Source organism: Pseudoalteromonas sp. ABE4_541 (assembly GCF_056312285.1).
Genome location: NZ_JBSVEM010000002.1, coordinates 186,683 through 211,430 on the forward strand (window position 1 = coordinate 186,683; position 24,748 = coordinate 211,430).

Sequence of the window (24,748 nt, forward strand, 5' to 3'; positions counted from 1 at the left end):
AGCGCTTTTAAAAACAGTCAAGCTATTGTACTTGGCGCGTCGAACAGGGATAATATGCGCCCGTTTTTTAGACCAATGAATTGATTATGAACGAATCGAGCAAAACCGCGCTAGAACAAGCTGAGCAAGAAGGTAAATATATTCGCAAAGTCCGTAGCTTTGTAAAACGCGAAGGCCGTTTGACTAAAGGTCAAGAAGCTGCGATTGAAAAGTGCTGGCCAACCATGGGCTTAGTACATGAGCAAGGCATGCTCGATTTTTCACAAGTATTCGGCAATGATAATGGCGTTGTACTTGAAATCGGCTTTGGTATGGGAAAGTCATTAGTCGAAATGGCTAAGAATGCTCCAGAGTTAAATTTTATCGGTATTGAAGTACACCGCCCTGGTGTGGGTGCTTGTTTGATGGATGCTGACGAGCAGCAAGTTACTAACCTTCGTGTATTTGAACATGATGCGGTTGAAGTATTGGCTGATTGTATTCCCGATGGCAGTTTAACGACCATGCAGTTATTTTTCCCAGATCCATGGCATAAAAAGCGCCACCACAAACGTCGCATTGTACAACCTGAATTTGTAGAAAGCTTACGCAAAAAATTAAAGATTGGTGGCGTATTCCACATGGCTACTGATTGGGAAAACTACGCTGAGCACATGTTAGAAGTGATGCAAGCTGCACCAGGATATGAAAATTTGTCAGAGAATAATGACTATGTTCCGCGTCCAGACAACCGCCCTTTGACCAAATTTGAGGCCAGAGGTCATCGCCTAGGCCACGGTGTTTGGGATCTGATGTTTAAACGTGTGAAATAATCTCACCGTATTTTAACTCTTCAATTAAGGGCCTTATATGGCCCTGCTATCGAGCTTTTATGACTAAGTTATCAAACCCTAGCCTACTGTTACTGCGCAACGAAGAAGAACTGCAAGGCAATAACATTTTAGTGATCAACACCAATCGGGATGGCTTTTTAACAGAGCTAAAAAAGCTCAATCCAAACAGCACAATCAATGCTTTTAGCTACAATGTGGCTGATCACCACGATTCGGCTAAACATACTGATGTGACTAGCTTTGTCAGCCATAGTTTGCCTGCGCTAGAAGACCTTGATTTAATCATCTACTATTACCCAAAATCAAAACCCGAAGCACTGATGATGCTCGATAATATTAGAGCGTCAGTTAATGAGCATACTCGCTTACTCGTTGTCGGTGATAATAAGGGGGGGGTTAAGTCAGTCGAAAAGCAGTTAAAGCCTTATGCTGAACAGTTTTATAAACTGGAAAGTGCAAAGCATTGTGTTTTGTATGAGTTCGGTGGACTGGCACAACTGAACCGCTTCGATATTCAAGATTATCAAAGCACGTTTACAGTTAGAGTTGCAGGACTTGAATTTGATGTTATCAGCGTACCTGGCGTTTTTAACCATGGTAAGTTGGATATAGGTACTGAGTTACTACTCGAAAATATCCCTGCGCCTTATAAAGGTAAAATACTCGATTTTGGATGTGGTGCTGGCATCATCGCAACCTTTCTCGGTTTGCAGCAGCCTGAGTTATCGCTATTTTGTTTAGATGTGAACGCGCTAGCCTTGTATGCGACAGAGCAAACACTTGCAATCAACAACCTAAGCGCAGAGCTAATATTAAGTGATGGTCTCAATGAAGTAACAGGCCAATACCATCTCATAATTAGTAATCCACCTTTTCATACAGGCATTGCGACCGACTACGGTATTGCTGAGCGCTTTTTAGAGCACAGTAAGCGCTTCTTAAAGTCAAATGGACAAATGCAGATAGTGGCAAATAACTTTTTAAAGTATCCGCCAATTTTAGAACAGCAGTTTGGTCAGTTTGAAATTCTTGCAAAAAACAACAAATTTACTGTATACCAAGCAAGTAGGTAAGCTTGTATACCTAACAAGTGCTTTTTAAAGTCTGCAATTGGATAAAATAACATGCAAAATCAGGGATTTTTTTGTTATTTTATCCAATCTCTTTGCTACACTAGAATGGTGTTCATACCATTACGCCTTGGTTTTGCTTTGCATGTATGATAAAGCTACCTAAATCACCTCAGGTAGATTTAGCACCTATTTCGGCTTTATCAATGGTCTCAAAATATGGCGAATAAGTGGTGGCTATCCAGGTAGATCAAGGCGACTAATGACAAAGCAGGCATCTAAAACAAGTATAAGAAAAGTCTTAATCAGCGCAGTTATGCTGGTTACCGCACTTTGCCTATCTTTATCTATTTCCATTTCAACCTACTTAGACATCAAGGAGCAGCGTCAACTTATCGTTAATAAGCTTGATATGATCGCGGAGATTGTATCATTTAATGCACAAATCACGCTCATATTTGAAGATAGAAAAACCGAAGAAAAACGTTTGAAATCGTTCAAGGAAGTCGATTTAGTTAAAAATATTCATATATATGACATTGATGACGTAACGAATAAACCTGTATTTTTCACCAGTTACAACGCCAGTAAAACGCCTCCCGTACCTTTAAAAGTCAACAGCATTGAAGAGCTTAAAGAGCCAAAAATTACCGAGGATTATGTCGAGCTCATCAAACCAGTTGTGTATGAAGATAAAATCGAAGGCTACGTATATATTCGTGGTGGTCTGGAGCGATTGAATCAATACATTAATACGAAAATTCTAGTCGATATTACCTTAACATTGTTTGTACTTTTGCTCGTGCTGCTAGTTGCTCGCGGGATCCAAAGACGTATCGCACAGCCCATTGAAGAGCTGTCCACACTTTTACAAGATGTGTCTAAAAATCACAATTACAGTACCCGTGCATCAGGCAGTCACATAGAAGAAATCAATATTCTAGCTAGCAGCCTCAATATCATGCTTACTCGCACACAAAACCAAATAGAGCGACATCAAGCGGACAAACTAGAAATCAAAAAGCTCAATCAAAGCCTAGAAGAAAAAGTGAATCAGCGTACCATTGCGCTGCGAGAAGCTAACCAAGAGCTTCTTAACACCTTAGAGCGAATGCACCAATACCAAAATCAAATTGTTGAAAATGAAAAAATGGCATCGCTTGGGCAAATGGTGGCAGGTGTCGCCCATGAAGTTAATACACCTATCGGCTTAGGTGTAACAGGCTCTACCCTTCTAAGAGATAAACTTGCTGATATCAAGTCTGCATTTGAACAAAAAAGCTTAACGTCAAAGCAACTTGAGCGCTTCATTAATGATGGGATAGAAAACCTAGACTTAATTTATCGTAATTTAAACCGTGCTGCAGATTTGATTTCTAGCTTTAAACGAGTGGCAGTTAGTCAGGATCTAGAATTAAGCTCTGATGTAAATGTGGCATCTTTACTCGACAACATTCTCAAAGCAATGAAACCGGATCTCGCTAGTAAAAAGCCAAACATAAATATTGAGTGTGCACCAGATATGGTGATCAGCAGTAAATCTGGCCCTCTACAGCAAATTTTTGAGCAATTGATCTCAAACTCCTTGCTACATGGATTCAATGATATACATAACAATGCGATCAATATAAAAATTGAAAAAGATGCTAATCAGCTCATGATTGATTACAGCGACAATGGCAGTGGTGTACCCAGTGCAATCAAAAAACGTATTTTCGACCCTTTTGTAACGACACGACGGGGAGAAGGTGGCAGTGGCTTGGGTATGCACCTCGTATATAACCTAATTACTCAGGCGTTGCATGGCAACATATCGCTCGATGAAAGTTACAACGACGGTGCTCGGTTTGTGTTAACACTCCCATTAGGCGAGGTTAACTAATGAGGGCCTTATTCATTATATTTGCTTTTATGCCCTTATTTTGTTTTGCCAAATCACCAGATCAAGTTCGCTCGGCCTTTTTATATCAAATGGCCAAATTTATTGAGTTCCCGAATCAGCAAACAAAAACAGCCACGCGGTTTTGTTTTTATAATATTGAGCAAGGTCCCGGATTAATATTGTCAGGGAATCGCAGTTTAAAAATTAAAAATCTGCCGATTGAAATAATAAAAATTGGAAAACAGGCAAAATTTGCGGAACTTTCAGAGCTATGTGATATCACATACGTTGATGAAAGTGATGAAGATGTTATACTTGCCACTTGGACCGATACAAGTCCCTTAAACACAGTCTTTGTGGGAGAAAGCATCGAGTTTCTCGAAGGTGGCGGAGTAGCATCTTTAGTCCAAGAAGGGAGTAAGATTCGGCTGTATATTAATAAGCAACAAGTTTCGCAACACAATTTTAAAGTGTTATCAAGATTGCTTGCAGTTTCTAAGTTTCATCCAAATTAATTTTACTTGTTAACAATTAGATATACTCCTATAATCGTAAATATTCGGTTTTATTAGATAGTACCGAATTTCATGTAAATAATATATTCCGAAAAGGTTAATTAATAATGCAAACGCCAGTCATTCTGATTGTAGAGGATGAAGACGTAACTCGCCTGAACCTCGTTAGTTTATTTGAAGCGGAAGGTTACAAAGTAATTGAAGCCATAGATGGCGATGATATGCATGACAAGCTGACAGCGCATGACGACGTCAACCTAGTTGTTATGGACATCAATCTTCCGGGTAAAAACGGCCTAATTCTAGCTCGTGAATTACGTCAAAAGAAAAATATTGGCCTTATTTTCCTAACAGGCCGTGACAATGATGTCGATCGTATTCTTGGGTTAGAAATTGGCGCTGATGACTATATCACCAAGCCATTTAACCCTCGTGAATTAACGATTCGTGCTCGTAACTTAATTTCTCGTACAGGTTCATCTGGTGAAGACTCTGCAATAGATTCTAACGGCGTGATAACGTTTAACGGTTGGGAATTAGATGAGAACAGCCGTTGTTTGACGTCACCTGCAGGTGAGTCAAAGCGTCTTCCTAAAGGTGAGTATAGAGCATTACGTTTAATGCTAGATTCTCCAGGCCGTATTTTTAGCCGTGAGCAGCTGATCAAGCATATGACAGGCCGAGAGCTTCGTGCCAATGACCGTACTGTAGACGTAACCATTCGTCGTATTCGTAAGCACTTCGAAAGCGACAGCAACACATCTGAATTGATCAGCACCATTCATGGTGAAGGCTATCGTTTTATAGGGAAAATTGATAGCTAAGAAGATCTGGTTTCAGGGAGTTTTGCAATTATTTAAGATAAGGGGCGTTGCCCCTTATTTTTTTGCCTGCTTTATACCTTATACCAACCGGGCTCACGCGAGTAACTCAACCACTTCGCCAAGCAAAACCTGCCCCGTGCTAATTTTCTCTTCCAGTTCCATTACCCAATTATTTAGATCTTCGCTACTCGCTTGCTCTGCATCCAGCTCCATTTTTTTCGCTTGTAATTGTACAAGCTGTAAGCCAACAGAACCGGCTGCCCCCTTAAGCTTATGAGCAACAGACGAATATTCGTCAATATCATCATTGACAAGTGCTTGTCTCAACTCTTCACAATACTTAGGGTTTAGCTTCTCAAATAGTTGCGTACTGCGCTTGAATGCGTCCACGCCCATTGAGTCCATAAAGTCTGTAATCGTCTCAATATCAAGCTCTTTTTTATGTGCATCACTTAATGAAATTTCATCGTGGCATGCTTTGTTATTGGTTTGCTTTGCGTCAATTCCAAACAGCTCCGCTAGCATTCTATCCAAACGCGTTGTATTGATTGGTTTCGCGAGCGCTCCTTGAATATCAATCCCTTGCAACTCTTGCTCTGCGCTTCTTACGTTTGCTGTGAGTGCAACGATTGGCAAGTTGTCGTAGTGGCTATCAGCACGAATCTCTCGAGCAACTTGGTCACCATTAATATCTGGCAGCTGCATATCAAGTAAAATCAAATCTAGCTCATCTTCAGTGGCAACCATAGACAAGGCATCTTCACCCGTTTCAGCCCATATTACCTCGTGACCGCGTTGTTCAAGTAGGTTAGTGGCAATTTCCGCATTGAGTGGCACATCTTCGACCAACAAGATATAAAGACTGCGACCTGCATAGCTTTGCTCTTTAGGCGCATGACATAATGTCAGTGGTATTTCGACATCAAAACGACTCCCCTGACCTTCTATGCTGCTAACGCGGATCTGTCCTTTCATGGCAAGAACCAGAGCTTTGGTTACGGCTAAACCGATGCCAGAGCCTATCGCATTCGCGCCAGTTAAATCAGGAGCTTTGTAATACATGTCAAAAATTCGTTCTTGCTGATCGCTTGGGATCCCCAGACCTGTATCAATCACACTGATAGTCAACCAAGCGCCTGATTCTCGGTTTTCACGACGACATTCCAGGGTAACACCGCCTTTATGCGTAAACTTCACGGCATTATTGATGAGATTCCACAATACCTGGCGCAATCGAGTAGGATCGAGCTGTGCATACACATCCAACATACCTGTACGATTAATTGTGAAGTCTAGGCCTTTTTGATCGGCAATAAGTCCTGCAAAGTTAACCACATCATTAATAAAATCTGACACATTGATACTGTCAGTCGCAATATCCAACTGCTCTCTATCAATCTTATCTAAGTCGATAATATCGTTAAATATATTACCAAGTGTTTCAGCACTTGAGAAAATCGTATTACACCAACTTTTCTGCTGCTTAGATAACTCAGTATCGAGCAACATGCGCGTTAAACCGACGATACCATTCAGGGGAGTTCTTAATTCGTGACTCAAAGTAGCGATAAACTTACCTTTATCTTTATAGGCGGATTCTAGCGCTTGCTCTGCTTCTTTACGGCTGGTGATGTCACGACCAAATGCCAATAAACCAATGTATTTACCATCATCATTAATAAACGGGAGCTTACGCATTTCAAACCAACGCTTTTCATCGTTAACGGGGTATTCAACATCGAGCGTAATTGGCTTGTGGGTTGTCGCTACCTCATTGTCAGTGCGTAACACCTCTGGCAGGTAGCTTTGTGGGTATATTTGTTCGACTGAATGGCCAATAAGTTCATTACTCGACTTGCCAATAACCAACTCAAACATCTTATTACAACCAGCAAAAACGCCATTTTCATCGCGGTAATAAAATAAATCAGGAGAGGAATCAACAATGGAACGCAACAGCATGCCTTGCTGTGCAAGCTCTTGCTGTGTTTTTTTGCGTTCAGCGATTTCTCTACGAAGCTCTTCAATGGCACGATGTTTCGCATGAAGAGCCATTTTTCGCTCATCAATTTCATTATTTAAACGATTAATGTTGTCTTTAAGTGTTTGGTTAAGCAATTTTTCTTGCTGAGTTGCTGACTCTAGATAGGTTTTAGAGTCTTCGAGCTGACGAATTGAATGAATTGTAACCGAGATGAGGACCGGTGAGGCTACCGCAGAAAAAAACATGACAGATAACACATCTACAATTTTTATCTCACCCAATGCAACATAGTAAAACATGCAGGCTAGAACAGACGTGATAAGTAGCACAAAAATGTAGCACATAAAGCTAGCACTTTTTGCGCCGTATTTATTAACTAAATTTGACAGTACACGGGCCCAAGGGCCAAAAGAAGACTCAACCATAATTACCAAATACCCATTTAACGCCCTCATTATACGCAAGCTAATGCAAGAAGCGAATCATCCTTTTTATTAACCGATACGCAATGAAACTGTATTCCCCAATGCACATTTTTGAATTTCCAACTAACTTAGACATGCGCAAATAGGCGCAACCTTGGCGATTATAGTGTAATATGCGCTCCTTTAATTGTCGTGATTATGAGGGTTTAAATGCAGACCATAATGCCAGATATTGCCGATACAGCTAAAGCATTGCAAACAGGAACATTAAATTGGGTTGGCATGGGTAATATTGAACTTCCGCTTTTATTCGCAAGTAGTGGGTTAAACGAGACCCCTGTCACCGCGAAAGCTGACGCGTTTGTTAATTTGCATGATGAACAAGCAAAAGGCATTCACATGTCGCGACTGTTTCTTGCATTAGACGAGTTATCATGTGAACAAACTCTGACACCAGTCACGATAAAGCGTGTGTTAGAACAGTTTATAGCCAGCCATCAAGATATTAGTAATGCAGCCAAAATCATTTTTCATTTTGAGTTGCCACTGCGTCGACAATCCTTATTAAGTCAAAAACTTGGATGGAAAAACTACCCAATCACAATCACCGCAACTCTAGTTGAACAACAATATCGACTCGAAGTTGCATGTGATGTAACTTATTCTTCAACATGCCCTTGCTCTGCAGCCCTTGCACGCCAACTTATTCAACAAGCATTTGATGATAAGTTTGCAGGCCAAGCACTCAACTACGAACAAGTACACGAGTGGCTTGGTACAACACAAGGCATTGTCGCCACGCCGCATTCTCAGCGTAGTATCGCTAACATGAAAGTAATGCTCGCAGGTGATAGTCAAGAGTTTGACGTATTGGCACTTATCAATAGCGTTGAAAACGAGCTTAAAACCCCCGTACAAGCAGCGGTAAAGCGTGAAGATGAGCAAGAATTCGCCCGTTTGAATGGACAAAACCTGATGTTCTGCGAAGATGCGGCCAGAAAACTGAAAGCATTGTTTGAAGCATCTCATTACCTAGATTACTACATCAAAATTAATCATTATGAATCTTTGCATGCCCATGATGCTGTTGCATACGCTGTAAAAGGCCTACCAAACGGCTATCAGGTTTAACGATAAAAATATAAAACAACACTCCAAATTAGGCATGACTTTTGCTTTTGATATGTAAATTGTCAAAATGTTGTTTTGGAGTGTTTTATGGAATTTGCTTTATTATCAATACTTGCTCTAGTTGTTGTTGCATCAGTGGTATTGGCAAAATATACCGACAATGGTGGCAACCCTTATCCATTTAATAAAAAAGATTCTGTATTTAGTGCTGTGGAAGCGTCTTTTCTGACGCTGTTAGAGCGCGCTGTAGGAGACAAATTCAAAATAGTCAGTCGCGTTAAGCTTATTGACTTAATTGAATGTAAACCAGGCGTATCAGACAAAGCGCGTCGTGCGGCACTGATCAAAGCTAAAAACAAACAACTTGATTATGTGTTAGTTGATAAAGAAACACTTAAAATCGTCGCTGCGGTTGACCTCGTTAACAACGCCAACAAAGGCGGCCATAAAGCACAGCGCGATTGGTTTGTGAATGGTGCGCTTGAGTCGGCTGGCATTCCACATATTCGTATGAAAGTAAAAGCGGGCTATAAATCCTCAGAAGTACGCAGTGCTATTTTATTTAAAATAGGCAAAGCAGCACAAACACCTCGACGTGTACGTAACCGCACTGAAAAGCCTGCGGTACTGTCTCCTTCTCAAGCTAAAGCACAATCAACGCAACTAGCTGAAATTTGATCCATTAAAACACATTTGATAGCGGGTGAAAGTTTAAAGCTTCTCCCGCTTTTTTATGCGCATTGACGCACAGAATTCGCATTTAGACCCTGCTCAGGTATACTAATGCACAAATTTTTTTAGGAATTAAAATCATGAATGTTGGCATTATTGGCGCAATGGAGCCAGAAGTCGCGATCTTACGTGATGCACTACAAAACAAACAGCAAATGACTAAAGGTGGCTTCACTTTTTATACAGGTGAATTAGCAGGTCACACTGTAACTCTCGTCCAATCAGGCATTGGTAAAGTTGCAGCAACGGTCGCGACAACGTTACTGATTGATAATTTTAATCCAGATTGCGTGATAAATACGGGGTCAGCTGGCGGGTTTGAGCCAAGCTTAAATGTAGGCGATGTGGTTATCTCGACTGAAGTACGCCATCACGATGTAGACGTAACAGCATTTGGCTATGAAATAGGTCAAGTACCACAAATGCCGGCTGGTTTTGCAGCACACGAAGCGCTGATAGAAGCCGCAGAGCAAAGTGTTGCCAGCCTTGAAAGTACCCAAACTATGAAAGGCTTAATTTGTACTGGCGATTCATTCATGTGTGATCCTGTACGTATCGACAAAGCTCGCGCTGATTTCCCAACAATGTTAGCTGTGGAAATGGAAGGTGCAGCAATTGCACAAGCATGCCACGTGTTAGATACGCCATTTGTTGTGATCCGCTCACTATCAGACATCGCAGGTAAAGAATCACCACAATCTTTTGAAGAATATTTAGAAGTTGCCTCAATCAATTCATCCAAGCTAGTGACCGCGTTGCTTGAAAAGTTAACGAGCGTCTCGCTTTAAGATGTTTCTCGAGTTCATGCAAGCCCAACAGGGCTTGCTGATTTTCATTTTAGCGCTGATGACGGCGCATTTTTTGCCGCTACAAAGCAGTTATCATCCTAACACCATTGTTACTTTGGTCTTTAAAGGCATTGTACAACGTGTTTACCAAGCTGGCGCAGCGCCTAGCTATCAAATTCTCAGTGGTACCTTAGCTTTTATTCTCCCTATCGTGACAGTCTTAATTTTATGTTTTGCATTGGCACAATTTGCCTATTATCCGCAATGGCTTGGGGGGCTAGTACTTTACTTATGCCTCGATACGCGTACTACAACACGGGCCAAACGTATTGCGGTATTACTACGCCAAGGGCAGAAATCAACAGCACGGCAATTGCTCAAGGGCATGGTTTCTCGCGATGTCGACAAGCTTTCAAGTGTCGGTATCGCCAAGGCCGCAATAGACAGCACTGCTTTGCATACCATACGCCACTACTATGTTGTGATTTTACTGTATTTGTTATTTGGCCCGTTGATTGCGCTTACCTACAAGCTTTTGTTGCTGTGCGATCATGCATGGCGAACGGTGGTAGTACCCAATAGCCGTTTTATGGCGCCACTGAGAAAAACAATTTATCTGATTGAGTGGCTGCCACTGCGTGCTTTTATCTTATCCATGGCAAGCATGCTCAACTTTAAACAAGTGCTGCATTATTTAAAAACCTACGCCCGCTATTTTTATCAAAAGAATAGTGGTTGGATACTGTCATTATTTGCTGCCAACTTAAATGTGCAGTTAGGTGGGCCTTGTTTTTACCTAGGACAGCGTTTTGAGAAGATGCGCTTGGGAGTGCAACGACATCCTGAAGCCAATGATATTGAAGCCCTACTTACTTTACTTAAACGTATTCATACATTTTTTTTATTGCTAGTAACGCTGGTGTGGATAACTATATTAAGCGCCTTAGTCCTGCTGCAAAGATAGGTTTTATTCAAGCATAAAAAAACCAGCCGTTTTGCTGGTTTTTTACGAGTAAGCTCGATGATTTAGTTTACAGTCACTTTTGCAAACTTACGCTTACCAACTTGATAAATGGCTGTGCTACCTTTTTCAATAGCAAGCTTACTATCTGTAACCTTTTCTTCACCATTTAACTTAACTGCACCTTGCTTGATCATACGCATTGCCTCTGAAGTACTAGCAACTAATCCAGCTTCTTTTAGTAAGTTTGTGATAAACGTTGATGGTTCATCAATCACAATACTCACTTCAGGAATATCGTCTGGCAGTGCGTTCTTTTGGAAACGCTTGATAAAGTCTTGATGTGCAGCCTCTGCATCATCCGCACTATGGAAACGGGCGATCATCTCTTTGGCAAATTCGATCTTAATATCACGTGGGTTACGACCACTTTCAACTTGCGCTTTGAGATCAGCAATTTCTTCCAATGATAATGCGCTTAATAGTTCGTAATAACGCCACATTAACTCATCAGAAATTGACATCACTTTACCAAACATGTCGTTTGGCGCATCTGTGATACCAATGTAATTGCCAAGTGATTTCGACATTTTTTGAACGCCATCGGTACCTTCAAGCAATGGCATCATAAGTACCGTTTGCGGTGCTTGGCCTTCTTCTTTTTGCAATTCACGACCCATAAGAAGATTAAAACGTTGATCTGTACCACCTAACTCGACATCCGCTTCAAGCGCCACTGAGTCCCAGCCTTGAACTAGTGGATATAAAAACTCATGAATCGCAATTGACTGACCACCCGTATAACGCTTTTTAAAATCATCACGTTCTAGCATGCGTGCCACTGTTTGACGGGCTGCTAACTTGATCATGCCCGCACTACCCAGCTTTTCCATCCAAGTAGAGTTGAAAGCAACTATGGTTTTTTCAGGATCTAGAATCTTAAAAACTTGTTCTTTATAGGTTTCTGCGTTAGCAAGCACGTCTTCTTTGGTTAGCGGCTTACGCGTCGCATTTTTACCGGTCGGGTCACCAATCATTCCGGTGAAATCACCAATTAAGAAAATAACCTCATGGCCTAAATCTTGGAATGTCTTAAGCTTATTGATAAGAACAGTGTGACCTAAATGCAGATCCGGTGCTGTTGGATCAAAACCCGCTTTGATCTTCAGTTTTCTCCCAGACTTAAGCTTTTCTTTTAAGTCATCTTCAATAAGAATTTCTTCTGCACCGCGTTTTATCTCAGCAAATGCAGTTTCTAAGTCCACCATTCCTCGCTCCAAATATTCAGTTTATCGGCCGATTCTAGCCTATATTTGAATGAGTTTAAATGCACAAAATACTGGTATTGCAGCTTTATTGCGTATATCCTGCAATATTATTAACATATTTTCTTGACAGCAGAAAAGGCGCGTTATGGTTCACGTGGTGCATAAGCTCCCCAAAAAACACAAACTGCTTATTATTAGTCTCCTTTCCTTGATGCTGATTGTTGCGTTATGGCCATCAGAAAAAGCGACAGCCTCTAAAGATCATGACAAAAAAGCCCTTGAGGTTGGAAAACGCTATGAACTTCCAGTTAAAATCAGCGAAACACCTGAGCATATTACCGAATTAAATGCTGTGGATGCCCCGCAAGCTCCAAAGCAAACTGAATATAGCTATATTGATCATGAAGTGAAATCTGGTGATAGCCTCGCAATTATTTTCAAAAGAGCAGGCTTTAGCGCGCAAACACTGCATCAATTGGTAAATACCAACGCTGAAACACGCAAACTCACTAATATTCACCCTGGTGAAGTTTTAAGTTTTGCAAAAGACGAAAACGGCGAACTTGCACAGCTCAAGTATGTACTTTCAAAGACAGATACTTTGTTTGTCACGCGTAGTCAAGATGGTCAATATGACAGCGCCATACAAAGCAAAGAAATTGAAACTGTTGCTAAGTCTGCAGGCGGTGAGATCCGCTCAAGTTTCTGGACTGCGGGGATCAGTGCAGGCTTGTCTGAGCGCCAAATCATGAACTTTGCAGACATCTTCGGTTGGGATGTAGACTTTGCCAATGATATTCGCAAAGGCGATAGCTTTGCCATTATATATGAATCTCATTTTGTTGACGGCGAAGAAATTGGCACAGGTAAGATTATTGCCGCAGAATTTATCAATCAGGGTGAACGTTACAGCGCAATACGCCACAGCGATGGCAACTTCTACACCCCTGAAGGCCGCAGTATGAAAAAGGCGTTTTTACGTGCACCGGTTAATTTTAAGTACATTAGTTCTAATTTTAACCCGCGCCGTAAACACCCAGTAACAGGCCGTGTTACAGCACATAGAGGTATTGACTACTCAGCACGTACGGGCACGCCGGTTGTCTCATCTGGTAATGGTAAAGTCATTAAATCAAGCTATAACCGCTTAAACGGTAACTATGTGTTTATCCAACACGGCAGCAAGTATGTGACTAAGTACTTACACCTGAATAAGCGCATGGTTAAAGCAGGTCAAAAAGTAAAGCAAGGTCAAAAAATTGGTACTGTGGGGGCAACTGGTCGCGTGACTGGCGCACACTTACACTATGAGTTCTTGGTTAATGGTGTGCACCGTAATCCGAAAACGGTCGACTTACCAAAATCTGAACCACTACCAAAGTCAGAGCTTGCTAAGTTCAAACCCATTGCAAAAGAGCTATTAGTAAGACTTGAGCGTAATCGTGAGCTGCAATTGGCGTTAAATAAGTAAACTATAACTAGTTTTGATTAAAGGCCTCAATTAGAGGCCTTTTTTGTGCCTATCAGTCAAGCCAACAAATTACAGACACAAAAAAGCCCGCATAGGCGGGCTTCTTAAATCTTTTAGGCTTACTTAGCCATAAAGTCGATACCTTCTTGGATATCTTTGTTCAGCGTTTCTAGCATGTCTTCTTTTGCTTTTTGCTCAAATGCGCTTAGCTCGCCGTAAGATAGGATTTCTTCAACACCGTTCTTACCAAGACGTACAGGGTGAGCAAAGTAAGGCGCATCACCATTTTCAACCGCAACATATGCATAATCAACAACGTTGCTTTCGCCCTGTAGACCTTTCACTAGTGAGAAGCAGAAACGTGCTGCTGCTGCACCCATTGAAAGCGTCGCTGAACCACCGCCTGCTTTAGCATTTACTACTTCAGTACCCGCATTTTGAATACGTGGAGTCAATGCTGCTACTTCTTCGTCTGTGAAAGTAACACCAGGCACTTGAGAAAGTAGAGGTAGGATTGTAGTACCTGAGTGACCACCAATAACTGGTACTTTAACTTCAGATACATCAACACCTTTGAGCTCAGCAACAAATGCTTCTGAACGAATAACGTCAAGTGTTGTTACACCGAATACACGTGAAGCTTCATACGTACCCGCTTTTTTGAATACTTCAGCAACAATTGGCACAGTGCCGTTTACTGGGTTAGTGATAACACCTACAAGCGCTTTAGGGCAGTTTTTAACAATACCTTCAGCCAATGTTTTGATAATGCCCGCATTCACGTTAAATAGGTCAGCACGGTCCATACCAGGCTTACGAGGCATACCAGCTGGGATAAGCACGATATCAGCATCAATTAACGCAGCATCTAAATCATCAGCGCCAAAACCTGCAACTTTCACTGCAGTTGGAATGTGAGAAAGGTCAACAGCTACACCTGGAACAACTGGTGCAACATCGTATAGTGCTAGCTCAGAGCCTGCAGGCAAGCCATTTTTAAGTAAAAGCGATAGAGCCTGACCGATACCGCCAGCGGCACCTAATACAGCAACTTTCATGTGAATTCTCCATAATTTGAAGGTGGAATTGAATGAGCAGTAAAGATAATGAAAAGCGCCGCCAAAAACAAATTAATCCGAGTTATTTTCATGATTTTTTCGACTATAGTTGTAAAGCTTTTGTCACTTTCACCTTTACGCTCACTTTGAGCATATAAAAGCCTACAGTTAACCCCTCGTAATATTGCAAAAATTTGGGTAACCCCCAAGTTTTGTGTAAAATCCATTTATTCGCTAAATAAATGAATGAAACGTTATGCAGCCGCAAGAAAAACAAGAAGCTTTGATCAAAGCCTTTAAGGCCCTTTTAAAAGAAGAAAACTTTGGCTCACAAGGGGAAATTGTTGACGCATTAAAAGAACAAGGTTTCGATAATGTTAGTCAGAGTAAAGTTTCTCGTATGCTAAGCAAATTTGGCGCGGTACGTACACGTAACGCCAAACAAGAAATGGTATATTGTTTACCTGCGGAGATGGGCGTACCAACCGCCAAAAGCCCTCTGCGCCAGCTGGTTATCGACATTATGCATAACGAAATGATGATCATTATTCGTACCAGCCCTGGGGCTGCGCAATTAATCGCACGTTTGCTTGACTCTTTAGGCACTGCGGATGGTGTATTAGGCACCATCGCTGGCGACGATACTATTTTTATTGCCCCCGCGAAGGTCTCGGAAATTGACGCAACTTTAGAGCGTGTCAAAACACTATTTGATAACGTGTAACTCTCATGGCGAAACAGACTTTACTGTTTCGCATCACTTTTGTTCACACATCTTTGCCATATCATTTAAAAACTGTACTGACGGTGCAAAAAACGCCGCGCCCATATCAGCTTGACTGTAATCTAGCAAAGGGTCGTAGCACTGGGCATTACCCAGTTTTGATGCCAGTACTCGCTCAAATGCAGAGCCGGAACCAGAGCAACTAAGCCATAAGCTACCCTGTTCAAATACATCGCCAAATGGCATGCTTTGATCTAACAGCAAAGGCTGGCCTTGTTCATCTTTAAGTTCGGTAAGTGTAGCATGGCTATTGCGCTCCTTTGGCTCAATTAAAATATTGTCTAAACGAGTACGACCCATCAATTGTTCTTGATCTTCCAGTGACAAGCGTTGCCAAGCGTCGATATCAAACTTGACGCGCTTAACATGAATATAGCTGCCTTGGTCATCAGCACTTTGTGGCTGATTCACTAACGCAACTTGGCGCTTGAATCGGCCATGCGGACCATGACCTCCATATACAAAGCCATTAAAATCACGCCCATCCAAAAAGCGAAACCCCCTCACATGAGCAACCAATTCCACACATGGCGCCAACATATGTAGCACACTTTGTGCAAATAAATGGTTTACATCTTCTCTATCGGAGCGAATGACATACAAAAGGTCAAAAGGCTGGCTATGCACGACATGCTCAGCACTGGTGATATTGGGGAAGCTTTTAAGTTCACTAGGTATAAACTCAGGGTAAATATGTGGCCAATACTGAGCACCAATAGCCACAAAGCTTGATACCATTGACTCAGAAAATCGGTCACTTAATTCGTTTTGTAGACGTTCACAATTAGCGAGCGCAGCACGTACAGCCTCATCTTGGCCTTCCAGTACATTAAAAAACAAATGTAGCCCGTGTAAATTTGCTTCAGCACAGACCCCTGATTGTGCTTGCGCCATGCTTTATCCTTGTATTCATCTGCTGTTAAGAAAAGAAATTTACCGCATGCGCTTTGATTTTTAAAGAGACAGGTTTATTTGTATCTAATATTTGTTCAGCGGGTGCCGGTACTTCTAGCTGCTGCTCAGCCACCTTTATATGATAGACGTAATCGGTGCCAACAAACCTTTGCTGTAGCACTTCTACATCCCCTTTGACATCGTTCACCAACTCTATATGTTGAGGGCGGACGTAGATCTGTCCAGATTCAGTTTCATTTGGCAACTCAATCAGTGAGTGCACATCACCATAGTGCGTTGCGACGCTGGCACCATTATAACGTTTCGCATCAAGGTAAATCCCCTGTCCCAAAAATTCAGCAACCGCTTTACTTTTTGGCCGTTGAAATAGTGATTGCGCGTTATCAACTTGCGCAATTTTACCTTCGTGCATAATGGCTAGCTTATCGGCAAAAGCAAAGGCTTCATCTTTAGAGTGACTGACAAAAATAGCCGACACTTGTTGATCTTTAATGATACTGCGAATGTCACTAATGAGTTGATAACGCACCTGAGTATCGATGTTAGAAAATGGCTCATCAAGCAACAGCAAGTTAGGACGATAAGCAAGCGCTCTGGCAATAGCAACCCTTTGTTGCTGACCACCTGAAAGCTCATGTGGGTAACGTTTTTCTAAACCTTCTAAACGAACTAGTTCAAGCATTTGCGATACACGCTGTGCGCGTGCACCTTTATCAAGTTTTGCCAATCCAAAGGCGATATTTTGCGCCACATTCAAGTGCGGAAATAATGCATAATCTTGAAACATCATGCCAATATTTCGGTGCTGTGGTGCCATAAAGAAATGTCCATCGCTGACGCATTGCCCATGAATGACTATACGCCCTTGCTGTGGTTTTATAAGACCCGCAATCGCTTTCAATGTGGTTGTTTTTCCGCAGCCACTGGCCCCCAATAAACACACGATTTCATCATGAGCAACATTCAGATCGAGGTTAGCAATCACCGCCTGTTGCTGGTATCGGTAAGAGACATTTTCTAGTACTAAGCTGCTCATTGACTATGTTGTTCCATTGAACGATTAACAAAATATAGTGGCACTAAGCCCACCAAAACAATAAATAACGCGGAAATAGATGCAAGTTCTAGCTGTTCATCACTGACATATTGAAATACATGCGTTGCCAAGGTTTCGTAATTAAACGGCCGCAACAATAACGCCGCAGGCAGCTCTTTCATACATTCAATAAATACCAGTAAAGCAGCGGTCAATATCCCCCTTCTCAGTAAGGGAAAATGCACCAAACTTAAGGTTTGCAGCAAGTTTTTACCCATACTTTGACTTGCCATATCAAGTGACGGACTAATTCTCACATAACTGGCTTCCACCGCACCATGAGCAATGGCGTAAAATCGCACCACGTACGCAAATATCATGGCAAAAATACTGCCGCTCAGGAGTAAACCAGGTTCAAAGCCTGTATCTGCAAACCATTCATTCAGGGAGTTATCAAGTAACGTGAGAGGTAACAGCACAGCTATGGCAAGCACAGTGCCTGGTAGCGCATAGCCCATGCTAGCAAATCGCCCAGGGATATGTTTGGTTTGTTGCTCGCCAATACGTTGTGAAAATACCACTAGCAAGCTTAACAATACCGCTACACCACTCACCCAAAGTGCTATTTTCAAGCTTTGCCATGCATAGATAAAAAACTCGCTTTGCCAAGCTTGTTCGAAATAATCAAAGGCATAACCTAGCAGCACTAGCACAGGTAAAATAAATGCCACAGTTAAAATAAATATACAGTAGCCTGTTGCCAGCACCGCATACTTACCTTCAAGTTGGTAAAGCGTTTCGGTATTAATACTGAGCTGACGTTCATGCACCACGTTATTCTTGCGACTAAGACGCTCTAGCAATAAAGAAACAAACAAAAACAGTAACATAATGCCAGATATTTTCGCCGCTGCGGTTAAAGAGTAATAGCCCAACCAAGTGTCATAAACGGCGGTTGTTAAAGTACTCACTGCAAAATAGTGGACTGTGGCGAAATCCGCCATGGTTTCCATGCTGATCAAAGCAAGCGCTGCAACAACCGCACCGCGAGCAAGCGGTAAACTGACTTTAAAAAAACTCTGTAAACGGCTCATCCCCATAAGCTGGCTCGCCTGAACCAATTTAAATGATTGCTCACGTAACGCTGTTTTAAAGATAAGAAATAAATACGGATATAAAACCAACGCTATCATGACCACCGCACCCGGTAAGGTACGAATATCAAAAAACCAATAATCATCTGGAGAGCGCCAACCAAACCACTCTCTCAAAGTGACTTGCACGGGGCCTGCATAATCAAACAAGTCAGTATATATATAAGCAATAATATAGGTGGGCATGGCCAATGGCAGCATCATTGCCCATTCAAATACGCGTTTGCCAGGAAACTGGCAATACGCTGCTAACCAGCCAAGTGGTAGAGCAATCAAACAACTGAGCAACAACACTCCTGCAATTAACAGTACGGTATTGATGATGTAATCCCAAAGGACCGTATTCCATAAATGACTAAAAACGTCGGAATCGCCTTGCAAGGACTCAATAATTAAAAATGCCAGTGGTGCTGATAGGCACAAACCTATCAGCCACGCACACACTTGCCATCTAGACAAAAATTAACCCCTTGAATTACAGGTCAAACTTAACTTCATCGATAAGTTTAAGTGCGACAGGTCGATACTTAGCAATTTGCGCAAGCGGTAGAGCGTCTTCTTTAAAAGTGCCCCAAGATTCAACCAGCGGAGAAAGTTTTACACCAGGCTTAACGGGATATTCCATATTGACCGATGCATACATGTTCTGAGCTTTATCACTGGTCATAAACTCAATCAGCTTCAAGGCGTTCTCTGCATTTTTTGCGTATTTGGTCATGACCACACCCGACACATTTAAATGTGCACCTCGGCCTGCTTGATTAGGGAAATTGATATAGACAGACTCAGCCCATGCTTTTTGCTTTTCATCGGTCAACATTTTGCCAAAATAATAACTGTTACCTAACGCTAAATCACATAAGCCTTCTTTTACGGCTTTCACTTGCGCTCTGTCATTACCTTGCGGTTTACGCGCCAAATTAGCCCTTACATCTGTTAACCATTTTTTGGTGTATGCTTCACCATGATGCGCCACCATAGACGCGACCAAGCCTAAGTTATAAGGATGTTTGCCTGAACGTGTACAAATTTTGCCTTTGTATTTGGGATCTGCAAGTTCTTCATAACTCAATGTTTTAAGTTCGCCTAAACGCGCCTTAGATGAGTAAACATTACGTACACGTTTGGTCAAAGCAACCCAATCACCTTCTGGATCACGAAAGGCGCTCGGTACATTTTTATTTACTTGATCACTTTTTATGGGCTGGGTCAGACCCAACTCTTCTAATTGGATCAACGAGCTAAAGTTAGAGGTGAGTACCAAATCCGCTCGACTATGCTTTCCTTCACGTTTGACGCGTTCGATAAGCCCTTTCTTTGCAAAAACCACATTGGTTTTAATGCCTGTTTGGGCAGTAAAATCATCTAAAATAGGTTGGATCAAAAACGGCTGGCGAAAAGAGTAAATATTTACTTCGCCGTTCGCGAATGCAGGTAAACACGTTACAGAGGCCAAAAGAACAGCTAGTGCGCGCTTCATAATTAAGCTCCATTCAAAGGTTTATTATTATTCAGGTAATTTTAACCTGTAATTCAGTATTATACACAGGATCGCTCTAAGAGTTCAGTTCATCTTAAGGTAATCCACGAGGTAGATTGGAATTACCGTGTGAGATATATCTCACCGATCAATAAGCAATGGTGGAATCAACCACCGACTTTACGGCAAATTACAAACTAAACCACTAAAATATATAACAAAAATAAATTTAGATATATTTTCAACCAAGTCACAATGCTTTTAAGCACTGGTTCTAATTCCTCCTTCAATTATACTTTTAAACAAGTTCAGGACGATACAGTATTTAGCAAGCTGTCAACTTGGGATGGATGCCCAAACCACTGGATGTGGCAATTAAGGACAACGACGCAATTTGGACGCTTTTTAAGTTGCAGGAGCAACCAAGGATAGACAAAAGGATAGGAAGCGCACTGGACGCGCAGTAAATTGGATTTATGGGAAGTAACAGGAATTGAGCAGGATGGCTCATACAATGGATTCAAAAGGACTTTGGTAAAGGAAATACAGCTGGATGCTGTTATCAATGGAAGGAGCGCATGGAGCACAAGGAAGAAGAGGACCTTAGCAGGACGCTAGATTTCGCATAACCAAAACGCTAAGCGAAACCAAGGAGCTGGACGAATTAGGAAGTTGATATTTATCAACATAGCAGGATGCTATAAAAGATTCCGTCAGCGCGACTCATTGAGTCGCGCTTCTTTATTTTTGCCCCTGATAATTCTCAACCCTTAATACGAAAGCACACTTAGTTTTTCTTACGCTTTCCTTTTAAATATGCATCACGAAAATCGATAAAGTGTTGAGTGAGTAGCTGCGCGGCTTGCGGTTCATCATTTTCCTCAAACACCACACAGGCAACCTCAGCGGTACCCAACTGATGCGCATGAGGCGCAACACGCAGTTGATAATCCGATAAGGATTGCGGCGATATTGACAAAACTGGTAATGAATCTAGATAAGGGCTTTTTCGAAACATTTTTTTAGCTTCACGCCACGTACCATCTAAAAATACAAACAAAGGGGTCTTGCCCGATTCGCGTTCAACCTGTGTGATCACACGCTCTGGTTCTACATTCTCTGCAGGGAACACAACGATAGGTTGATAACTTGGATTTTCAAGTAGTGCAATTAAAGCAGGATCTGGCTCAGTTCTATCCCACCTAAACGCATGATTATCTGGAATAACATCGGCAATTAAACGCCCTGTATTAGATGGCTTAAAGCTTTCATTGTGATACATTAACAAGCAAACCGCACTTTGGCAGTCATCAGCCACTTGCACACAGTCGCAAATACACAAACTTTGTGCAAGTAAACATGTTTCACAGCGTGTGAGTTTTGAGCCTCTTGCTTTGTATTCACGTTTTGCCGCGGCTATTTGTTGCTGGCGTAACGCCAATACCGAGTTATTCAAAGTCTGCCCTCATAAAAATTAGGCGCGCATTGTAATCAATTTCATCATTAAAAGCAGTAAGGAGTGACTATGAAAGTAGCAAGTTCAGAGCGATTGAGTTTTCGTTTAATGGGTGAGAATGATGCACAACTCTTATTTGAACTAGATCAAGATCCCGCGGTAATGAAGTACATCAACGGCGGTAAGCCCAATTCAATGGACGATATTATGAATAGCTTTATTCCTCGACTAAACGCTTTCACGAATAAAGAAAAAGGCTGGGGCCTTTGGCAAGTCAATATTAAACAAACGGATACGTTTATTGGTTGGGTGTTAGTGCGCCCTATGGGCTTTTTTGGCAATGATCGAAATGAAACTGATCTAGAATTAGGTTGGCGCTTTAAACAAGCTAGCTGGGGTAAAGGTTATGCAAGTGAAGCTGCGAAGCACATTGCGCATGAATTGGAAAAAAACAAAATGGTTCAAGCACTGTCAGCTACAGCATTACCCGATAACCAAGGTTCCATCAAGATCATGAAAAAACTGGGCATGGAATACATAAAAACCTACATGCACCAAGATCCTTTAGGTGAATGTGAAGCAGTTTTATATCGCAAGAACCTTAACTAATATAAAACCTTAACTAATATTGAAATAGTGCCATTGAATAGAATTAGGAAATCACCATGACTGAATCCCTAAGCCCTGATCATATAAAATCCATGCTTAATAAAGATAATGTACAACGTTACAAGTACCTTATAAAAGAAGTGACGAAAACAGAAAAGGTTTGGATACTCACTGATGAGCATGGCTGTGTGATGCTCAATACTGACAGCGAAGACTGTGTACCAGTTTGGCCTAACGAAGAGTTTGCCAAACTTTGGGCCACAGGAGACTGGCAAGATTGTCAGCCTGTATCCATTAGCCTAAAAAAATGGCATGCAAAATGGACCGATGGCTTAGCCGACGATGAACTGTCAATTGCCGTATTCCCTATTCCCGAAAAGGATGGTCTCGTAGTTGACCCAGATGAGTTTGATTACGAGTTGACACAATATCGTAAAGCACGTTAAAAATTTAATATTACATAGTTGGGGCGTAGAGTGAGCCCCAATTTTATTCTCTAAACACACCTACCCTGAGTATTTTCTTTAAATCAAAGCCATCTGAATTATTGCGATAAACTCACAATTTTTTCAACTATTTCACTTCATCTAAAGTAATGAGCTCAACAGAAGCAATTATTTTTTTAAACAGTATTACTTATTACTTAGCTTCTCATATCAACCCTAGTAATAAATTTGAATAGTCAGTGCACATTTACTTCACAATTGCATTGTTTAATAGCGCATCTCAATATTGCAACCAACAACCCCCCTTGAAAACAAGGTGTAAAAAATTAACAAATTTGCAGGTTATAAAAATTTCATAAGACGCAAAAGTACCTTTAATGTACACTAAACCCTATTTTGGGTACCTTTCGATTATTAGCAATTATGTCTACCAATGAAGGTACAAGGCATGTATAATGCGTGGCGCTTTGAGGGACTTGGGTGAAGTAAGTCACTGCGTCACGGAGGATTTTTTATGGGCACGTCACAATTTAGATTAGATATGTATGCCGGTTCGGTACTTTACCGGTTCATTGACTTTTTTATCATTTCAGCCTCTTTATTTTTGGCATCCATGCTGTATGGCGTCAATTTTGATAAAGATTATGCTCTGTTACTCACTCTTTACATGGTTCTGTACGGTTTTATTGGCGAATCGCTTCAGCTATACCGTTCCTGGCGCGTCGGTAAATTCACACAAATGCTGTATCTGCTGATATTTGTACAATTTTTAGCCTTTATGCTGCTCATCGCTGGCCTATTTTTACTCAAGCAAAGTGAAACCTACTCTCGGGTTGTGGTGATCACTTGGACTATTTTGTCTACCTGTTCACTGTTAAGCTGGCGTGTCACTGCAAGGCAAATCAAAGCCATTAAACGCAAGCGTGGCATTGGCGTACAACCAGTCGCGATTATCGGTATGAATAGTAGCGCAATGCGCCTTTACAAAGAACTGAATGTCCACAACGAATTAGGCCATAACTGCATTGGTATATTTGATGATAGAGCCGCAGAGCGCTTAAACGAAGAAGGCTTTGATAGCAACTTGTTGATTGGTAATGAAGCCGACGCTATCGAAATGGCACAGTCGCGCAAAATTACCAAGTTATATATTTGTTATCCCATGGTGGCAGAAGGTCGTATTCAAGCATTGCTAAATAAGTTAGGTGACACCACTATTGATGTACTGTTACTACCAGACTTTATGCTTAAGAACCTAATGCATGCTCGCATTGGTGCTGTAGGCAATTTAGATACTATCAGTGTCTTTGAGTCTCCCATGTTTGGGGTCCGTGATTTTTACAAACGTACTTTTGATATTTTATTCAGTGCCAGTGTTTTATTACTCATTTCACCACTGCTATTAATGATTGCTGCTGCGGTTAAATTTACCTCAAAAGGGCCAGTTTTATTTAAACAAGCTCGCTATGGTCTTGACGGAGAAAGAATTTCTGTGTACAAGTTCCGCTCCATGACGGTAATGGAAAATTCCGACAAGGTTACGCAAGCCACCAAAGGTGACAAACGTATCACTAAAGTGGGTGGCTTTTTAAGGCGCACCTCTTTAGATGAGTTACCACAATTTTTTAATGTTTTGTTAGGTAGTATGTCGGTCGTTGGCCCTCGCCCCCATGCGGTTGCCCACAACGAAGAATATCGCAAACAGATCAGTTATTACATGCTGCGCCATAAAGTAAAGCCTGGCATTACCGGCTGGGCGCAAGTCAATGGCTGGCGTGGTGAAACAGATACCTTGTACAAGATGGAAAAGCGCATCGAGTACGACCTAGATTACATCAATAAATGGTCATTATTTTTTGATATAAAAATTATCTTTTTAACTTTATTTAAAGGCTTTACAGGCAAGAACGCTTACTAATATTTGAG

23 protein-coding genes are annotated in these 24,748 nt (G+C 41.5%); 15 read left to right on the forward strand and 8 right to left on the reverse strand.

What is annotated here, in order from left to right; genetic code table 11:
• Positions 1-86 precede the first annotated feature (86 nt).
• The 5 genes from trmB to arcA all read left to right on the forward strand — a co-directional run bounded on the left by trmB (position 87) and on the right by arcA (position 5,124).
• Positions 87-812 (forward strand): tRNA (guanosine(46)-N7)-methyltransferase TrmB, encoded by a 726-nt coding sequence (trmB, locus tag ACW689_RS03485; RefSeq protein ID WP_476288508.1) that lies wholly within the window; start codon positions 87-89, stop codon positions 810-812.
• Positions 813-871: 59 nt separating this feature from the next.
• Complete coding sequence (locus ACW689_RS03490) at positions 872-1,906, forward strand: methyltransferase (RefSeq protein WP_476288509.1); 1,035 nt, start codon at positions 872-874, stop codon at positions 1,904-1,906.
• 259 nt (positions 1,907-2,165) lie between these two features.
• Positions 2,166-3,785, forward strand: coding sequence for an ATP-binding protein (locus ACW689_RS03495; RefSeq protein ID WP_476288510.1), 1,620 nt, complete (start codon positions 2,166-2,168; stop codon positions 3,783-3,785).
• Positions 3,785-4,300: a YfiR family protein gene (locus ACW689_RS03500; protein WP_476288511.1), complete on the forward strand. Its 516-nt coding sequence runs from the start codon at positions 3,785-3,787 to the stop codon at positions 4,298-4,300. Before ACW689_RS03495 ends, ACW689_RS03500 begins: the two co-directional genes overlap by 1 nt.
• 107 nt (positions 4,301-4,407) lie before the next feature.
• Positions 4,408-5,124, forward strand: a complete 717-nt coding sequence (gene arcA / locus ACW689_RS03505; protein ID WP_476288512.1) for a two-component system response regulator ArcA — start codon at positions 4,408-4,410, stop codon at positions 5,122-5,124.
• A gap of 93 nt (positions 5,125-5,217) precedes the next feature.
• On the opposite strand, the gene arcB is transcribed toward arcA, so the two are convergent.
• Positions 5,218-7,533 (reverse strand): aerobic respiration two-component sensor histidine kinase ArcB, encoded by a 2,316-nt coding sequence (arcB, locus tag ACW689_RS03510; protein WP_476288513.1) that lies wholly within the window; start codon positions 7,531-7,533, stop codon positions 5,218-5,220.
• Between the two features lie 210 nt (positions 7,534-7,743).
• On the opposite strand from arcB, the gene folE2 reads away from it, so the two are divergent.
• The 4 genes from folE2 (at position 7,744) to ACW689_RS03530 (ending at position 11,148) form a co-directional block, all read left to right on the forward strand.
• Positions 7,744-8,664, forward strand: a complete 921-nt coding sequence (folE2, locus tag ACW689_RS03515) for a GTP cyclohydrolase FolE2 (RefSeq protein ID WP_476288514.1) — start codon at positions 7,744-7,746, stop codon at positions 8,662-8,664.
• A gap of 87 nt (positions 8,665-8,751) precedes the next feature.
• Positions 8,752-9,342 (forward strand): DUF2726 domain-containing protein, encoded by a 591-nt coding sequence (locus ACW689_RS03520; RefSeq protein ID WP_476288515.1) that lies wholly within the window; start codon positions 8,752-8,754, stop codon positions 9,340-9,342.
• Positions 9,343-9,476: 134 nt separating this feature from the next.
• On the forward strand, positions 9,477-10,184 hold the full coding sequence (mtnN, locus tag ACW689_RS03525; RefSeq protein ID WP_476288516.1) for a 5'-methylthioadenosine/S-adenosylhomocysteine nucleosidase: 708 nt from the start codon (positions 9,477-9,479) through the stop codon (positions 10,182-10,184).
• A 16-nt stretch (positions 10,185-10,200) separates the two neighbouring features.
• Positions 10,201-11,148: a cobalamin biosynthesis protein CobD/CbiB gene (locus ACW689_RS03530; protein ID WP_476288517.1), complete on the forward strand. Its 948-nt coding sequence runs from the start codon at positions 10,201-10,203 to the stop codon at positions 11,146-11,148.
• A gap of 62 nt (positions 11,149-11,210) precedes the next feature.
• Here ACW689_RS03530 and tyrS read toward each other — a convergent pair whose 3' ends face one another.
• On the reverse strand, positions 11,211-12,410 hold the full coding sequence (tyrS, locus tag ACW689_RS03535; protein ID WP_476288603.1) for a tyrosine--tRNA ligase: 1,200 nt from the start codon (positions 12,408-12,410) through the stop codon (positions 11,211-11,213).
• 148 nt (positions 12,411-12,558) lie between these two features.
• Here tyrS and ACW689_RS03540 point away from each other — a divergent pair, with 148 nt between their 5' ends.
• Positions 12,559-13,884 (forward strand): peptidoglycan DD-metalloendopeptidase family protein, encoded by a 1,326-nt coding sequence (locus ACW689_RS03540; protein WP_476288518.1) that lies wholly within the window; start codon positions 12,559-12,561, stop codon positions 13,882-13,884.
• A gap of 119 nt (positions 13,885-14,003) precedes the next feature.
• Here ACW689_RS03540 and mdh read toward each other — a convergent pair whose 3' ends face one another.
• On the reverse strand, positions 14,004-14,942 hold the full coding sequence (mdh, locus tag ACW689_RS03545; protein ID WP_476288519.1) for a malate dehydrogenase: 939 nt from the start codon (positions 14,940-14,942) through the stop codon (positions 14,004-14,006).
• Between the two features lie 32 nt (positions 14,943-14,974).
• Between mdh and ACW689_RS03550 the strand changes: the two genes are divergently transcribed.
• Together ACW689_RS03550 and argR are read left to right on the forward strand one after the other, a co-directional pair.
• Positions 14,975-15,100, forward strand: coding sequence for a hypothetical protein (locus ACW689_RS03550; RefSeq protein WP_476288520.1), 126 nt, complete (start codon positions 14,975-14,977; stop codon positions 15,098-15,100).
• A gap of 98 nt (positions 15,101-15,198) precedes the next feature.
• The gene (gene argR, locus ACW689_RS03555; RefSeq protein ID WP_476288521.1) at positions 15,199-15,666 is read left to right on the forward strand and encodes a transcriptional regulator ArgR; all 468 of its coding nucleotides are present in this window, start codon (positions 15,199-15,201) and stop codon (positions 15,664-15,666) included.
• A 33-nt stretch (positions 15,667-15,699) separates the two neighbouring features.
• On the opposite strand, the gene ACW689_RS03560 is transcribed toward argR, so the two are convergent.
• The 5 genes from ACW689_RS03560 to ACW689_RS03580 all read right to left on the reverse strand — a co-directional run bounded on the left by ACW689_RS03560 (position 15,700) and on the right by ACW689_RS03580 (position 21,767).
• On the reverse strand, positions 15,700-16,620 hold the full coding sequence (locus tag ACW689_RS03560; protein ID WP_476288522.1) for a Dyp-type peroxidase: 921 nt from the start codon (positions 16,618-16,620) through the stop codon (positions 15,700-15,702).
• Positions 16,621-16,645: 25 nt separating this feature from the next.
• Positions 16,646-17,677: an ABC transporter ATP-binding protein gene (locus tag ACW689_RS03565; protein ID WP_476288523.1), complete on the reverse strand. Its 1,032-nt coding sequence runs from the start codon at positions 17,675-17,677 to the stop codon at positions 16,646-16,648.
• Positions 17,674-19,290: an ABC transporter permease gene (locus ACW689_RS03570; RefSeq protein WP_476288524.1), complete on the reverse strand. Its 1,617-nt coding sequence runs from the start codon at positions 19,288-19,290 to the stop codon at positions 17,674-17,676. Before ACW689_RS03570 ends, ACW689_RS03565 begins: the two co-directional genes overlap by 4 nt.
• A 16-nt stretch (positions 19,291-19,306) precedes the next feature.
• Positions 19,307-20,311 (reverse strand): Fe(3+) ABC transporter substrate-binding protein, encoded by a 1,005-nt coding sequence (locus ACW689_RS03575; protein ID WP_476288525.1) that lies wholly within the window; start codon positions 20,309-20,311, stop codon positions 19,307-19,309.
• A 787-nt stretch (positions 20,312-21,098) separates the two neighbouring features.
• The gene (locus ACW689_RS03580) at positions 21,099-21,767 is read right to left on the reverse strand and encodes a tRNA-uridine aminocarboxypropyltransferase (protein WP_476288526.1); all 669 of its coding nucleotides are present in this window, start codon (positions 21,765-21,767) and stop codon (positions 21,099-21,101) included.
• Between the two features lie 63 nt (positions 21,768-21,830).
• On the opposite strand from ACW689_RS03580, the gene ACW689_RS03585 reads away from it, so the two are divergent.
• The 3 genes from ACW689_RS03585 to ACW689_RS03595 all read left to right on the forward strand — a co-directional run bounded on the left by ACW689_RS03585 (position 21,831) and on the right by ACW689_RS03595 (position 24,740).
• On the forward strand, positions 21,831-22,376 hold the full coding sequence (locus ACW689_RS03585) for a GNAT family N-acetyltransferase (protein ID WP_476288527.1): 546 nt from the start codon (positions 21,831-21,833) through the stop codon (positions 22,374-22,376).
• 56 nt (positions 22,377-22,432) lie between these two features.
• Positions 22,433-22,822, forward strand: a complete 390-nt coding sequence (locus ACW689_RS03590) for a DUF2750 domain-containing protein (RefSeq protein WP_476288528.1) — start codon at positions 22,433-22,435, stop codon at positions 22,820-22,822.
• A 514-nt stretch (positions 22,823-23,336) separates the two neighbouring features.
• A complete protein-coding gene (locus ACW689_RS03595; RefSeq protein WP_476288529.1) occupies positions 23,337-24,740 on the forward strand; it encodes an undecaprenyl-phosphate glucose phosphotransferase in 1,404 nt (467 codons plus the stop codon).
• Positions 24,741-24,748 lie beyond the last annotated feature (8 nt).

What these genes read in the sequence shown, in the direction of transcription:
- trmB (WP_476288508.1), top strand. Translation starts at nt 87, where the DNA reads ATGAACGAATCGAGCAAAACCGCGCTAGAACAAGCTGAGCAAGAAGGT.
- ACW689_RS03490 (WP_476288509.1), top strand. Translation starts at nt 872, where the DNA reads ATGACTAAGTTATCAAACCCTAGCCTACTGTTACTGCGCAACGAAGAA.
- ACW689_RS03495 (WP_476288510.1), top strand. Translation starts at nt 2,166, where the DNA reads ATGACAAAGCAGGCATCTAAAACAAGTATAAGAAAAGTCTTAATCAGC.
- ACW689_RS03500 (WP_476288511.1), top strand. Translation starts at nt 3,785, where the DNA reads ATGAGGGCCTTATTCATTATATTTGCTTTTATGCCCTTATTTTGTTTT.
- arcA (WP_476288512.1), top strand. Translation starts at nt 4,408, where the DNA reads ATGCAAACGCCAGTCATTCTGATTGTAGAGGATGAAGACGTAACTCGC.
- arcB (WP_476288513.1), bottom strand. Translation starts at nt 7,533, where the DNA reads ATGGTTGAGTCTTCTTTTGGCCCTTGGGCCCGTGTACTGTCAAATTTA.
- folE2 (WP_476288514.1), top strand. Translation starts at nt 7,744, where the DNA reads ATGCAGACCATAATGCCAGATATTGCCGATACAGCTAAAGCATTGCAA.
- ACW689_RS03520 (WP_476288515.1), top strand. Translation starts at nt 8,752, where the DNA reads ATGGAATTTGCTTTATTATCAATACTTGCTCTAGTTGTTGTTGCATCA.
- mtnN (WP_476288516.1), top strand. Translation starts at nt 9,477, where the DNA reads ATGAATGTTGGCATTATTGGCGCAATGGAGCCAGAAGTCGCGATCTTA.
- ACW689_RS03530 (WP_476288517.1), top strand. Translation starts at nt 10,201, where the DNA reads ATGCAAGCCCAACAGGGCTTGCTGATTTTCATTTTAGCGCTGATGACG.
- ACW689_RS03540 (WP_476288518.1), top strand. Translation starts at nt 12,559, where the DNA reads ATGGTTCACGTGGTGCATAAGCTCCCCAAAAAACACAAACTGCTTATT.
- mdh (WP_476288519.1), bottom strand. Translation starts at nt 14,942, where the DNA reads ATGAAAGTTGCTGTATTAGGTGCCGCTGGCGGTATCGGTCAGGCTCTA.
- ACW689_RS03550 (WP_476288520.1), top strand. Translation starts at nt 14,975, where the DNA reads ATGAGCAGTAAAGATAATGAAAAGCGCCGCCAAAAACAAATTAATCCG.
- argR (WP_476288521.1), top strand. Translation starts at nt 15,199, where the DNA reads ATGCAGCCGCAAGAAAAACAAGAAGCTTTGATCAAAGCCTTTAAGGCC.
- ACW689_RS03560 (WP_476288522.1), bottom strand. Translation starts at nt 16,620, where the DNA reads ATGGCGCAAGCACAATCAGGGGTCTGTGCTGAAGCAAATTTACACGGG.
- ACW689_RS03565 (WP_476288523.1), bottom strand. Translation starts at nt 17,677, where the DNA reads ATGAGCAGCTTAGTACTAGAAAATGTCTCTTACCGATACCAGCAACAG.
- ACW689_RS03575 (WP_476288525.1), bottom strand. Translation starts at nt 20,311, where the DNA reads ATGAAGCGCGCACTAGCTGTTCTTTTGGCCTCTGTAACGTGTTTACCT.
- ACW689_RS03590 (WP_476288528.1), top strand. Translation starts at nt 22,433, where the DNA reads ATGACTGAATCCCTAAGCCCTGATCATATAAAATCCATGCTTAATAAA.
- ACW689_RS03595 (WP_476288529.1), top strand. Translation starts at nt 23,337, where the DNA reads ATGGGCACGTCACAATTTAGATTAGATATGTATGCCGGTTCGGTACTT.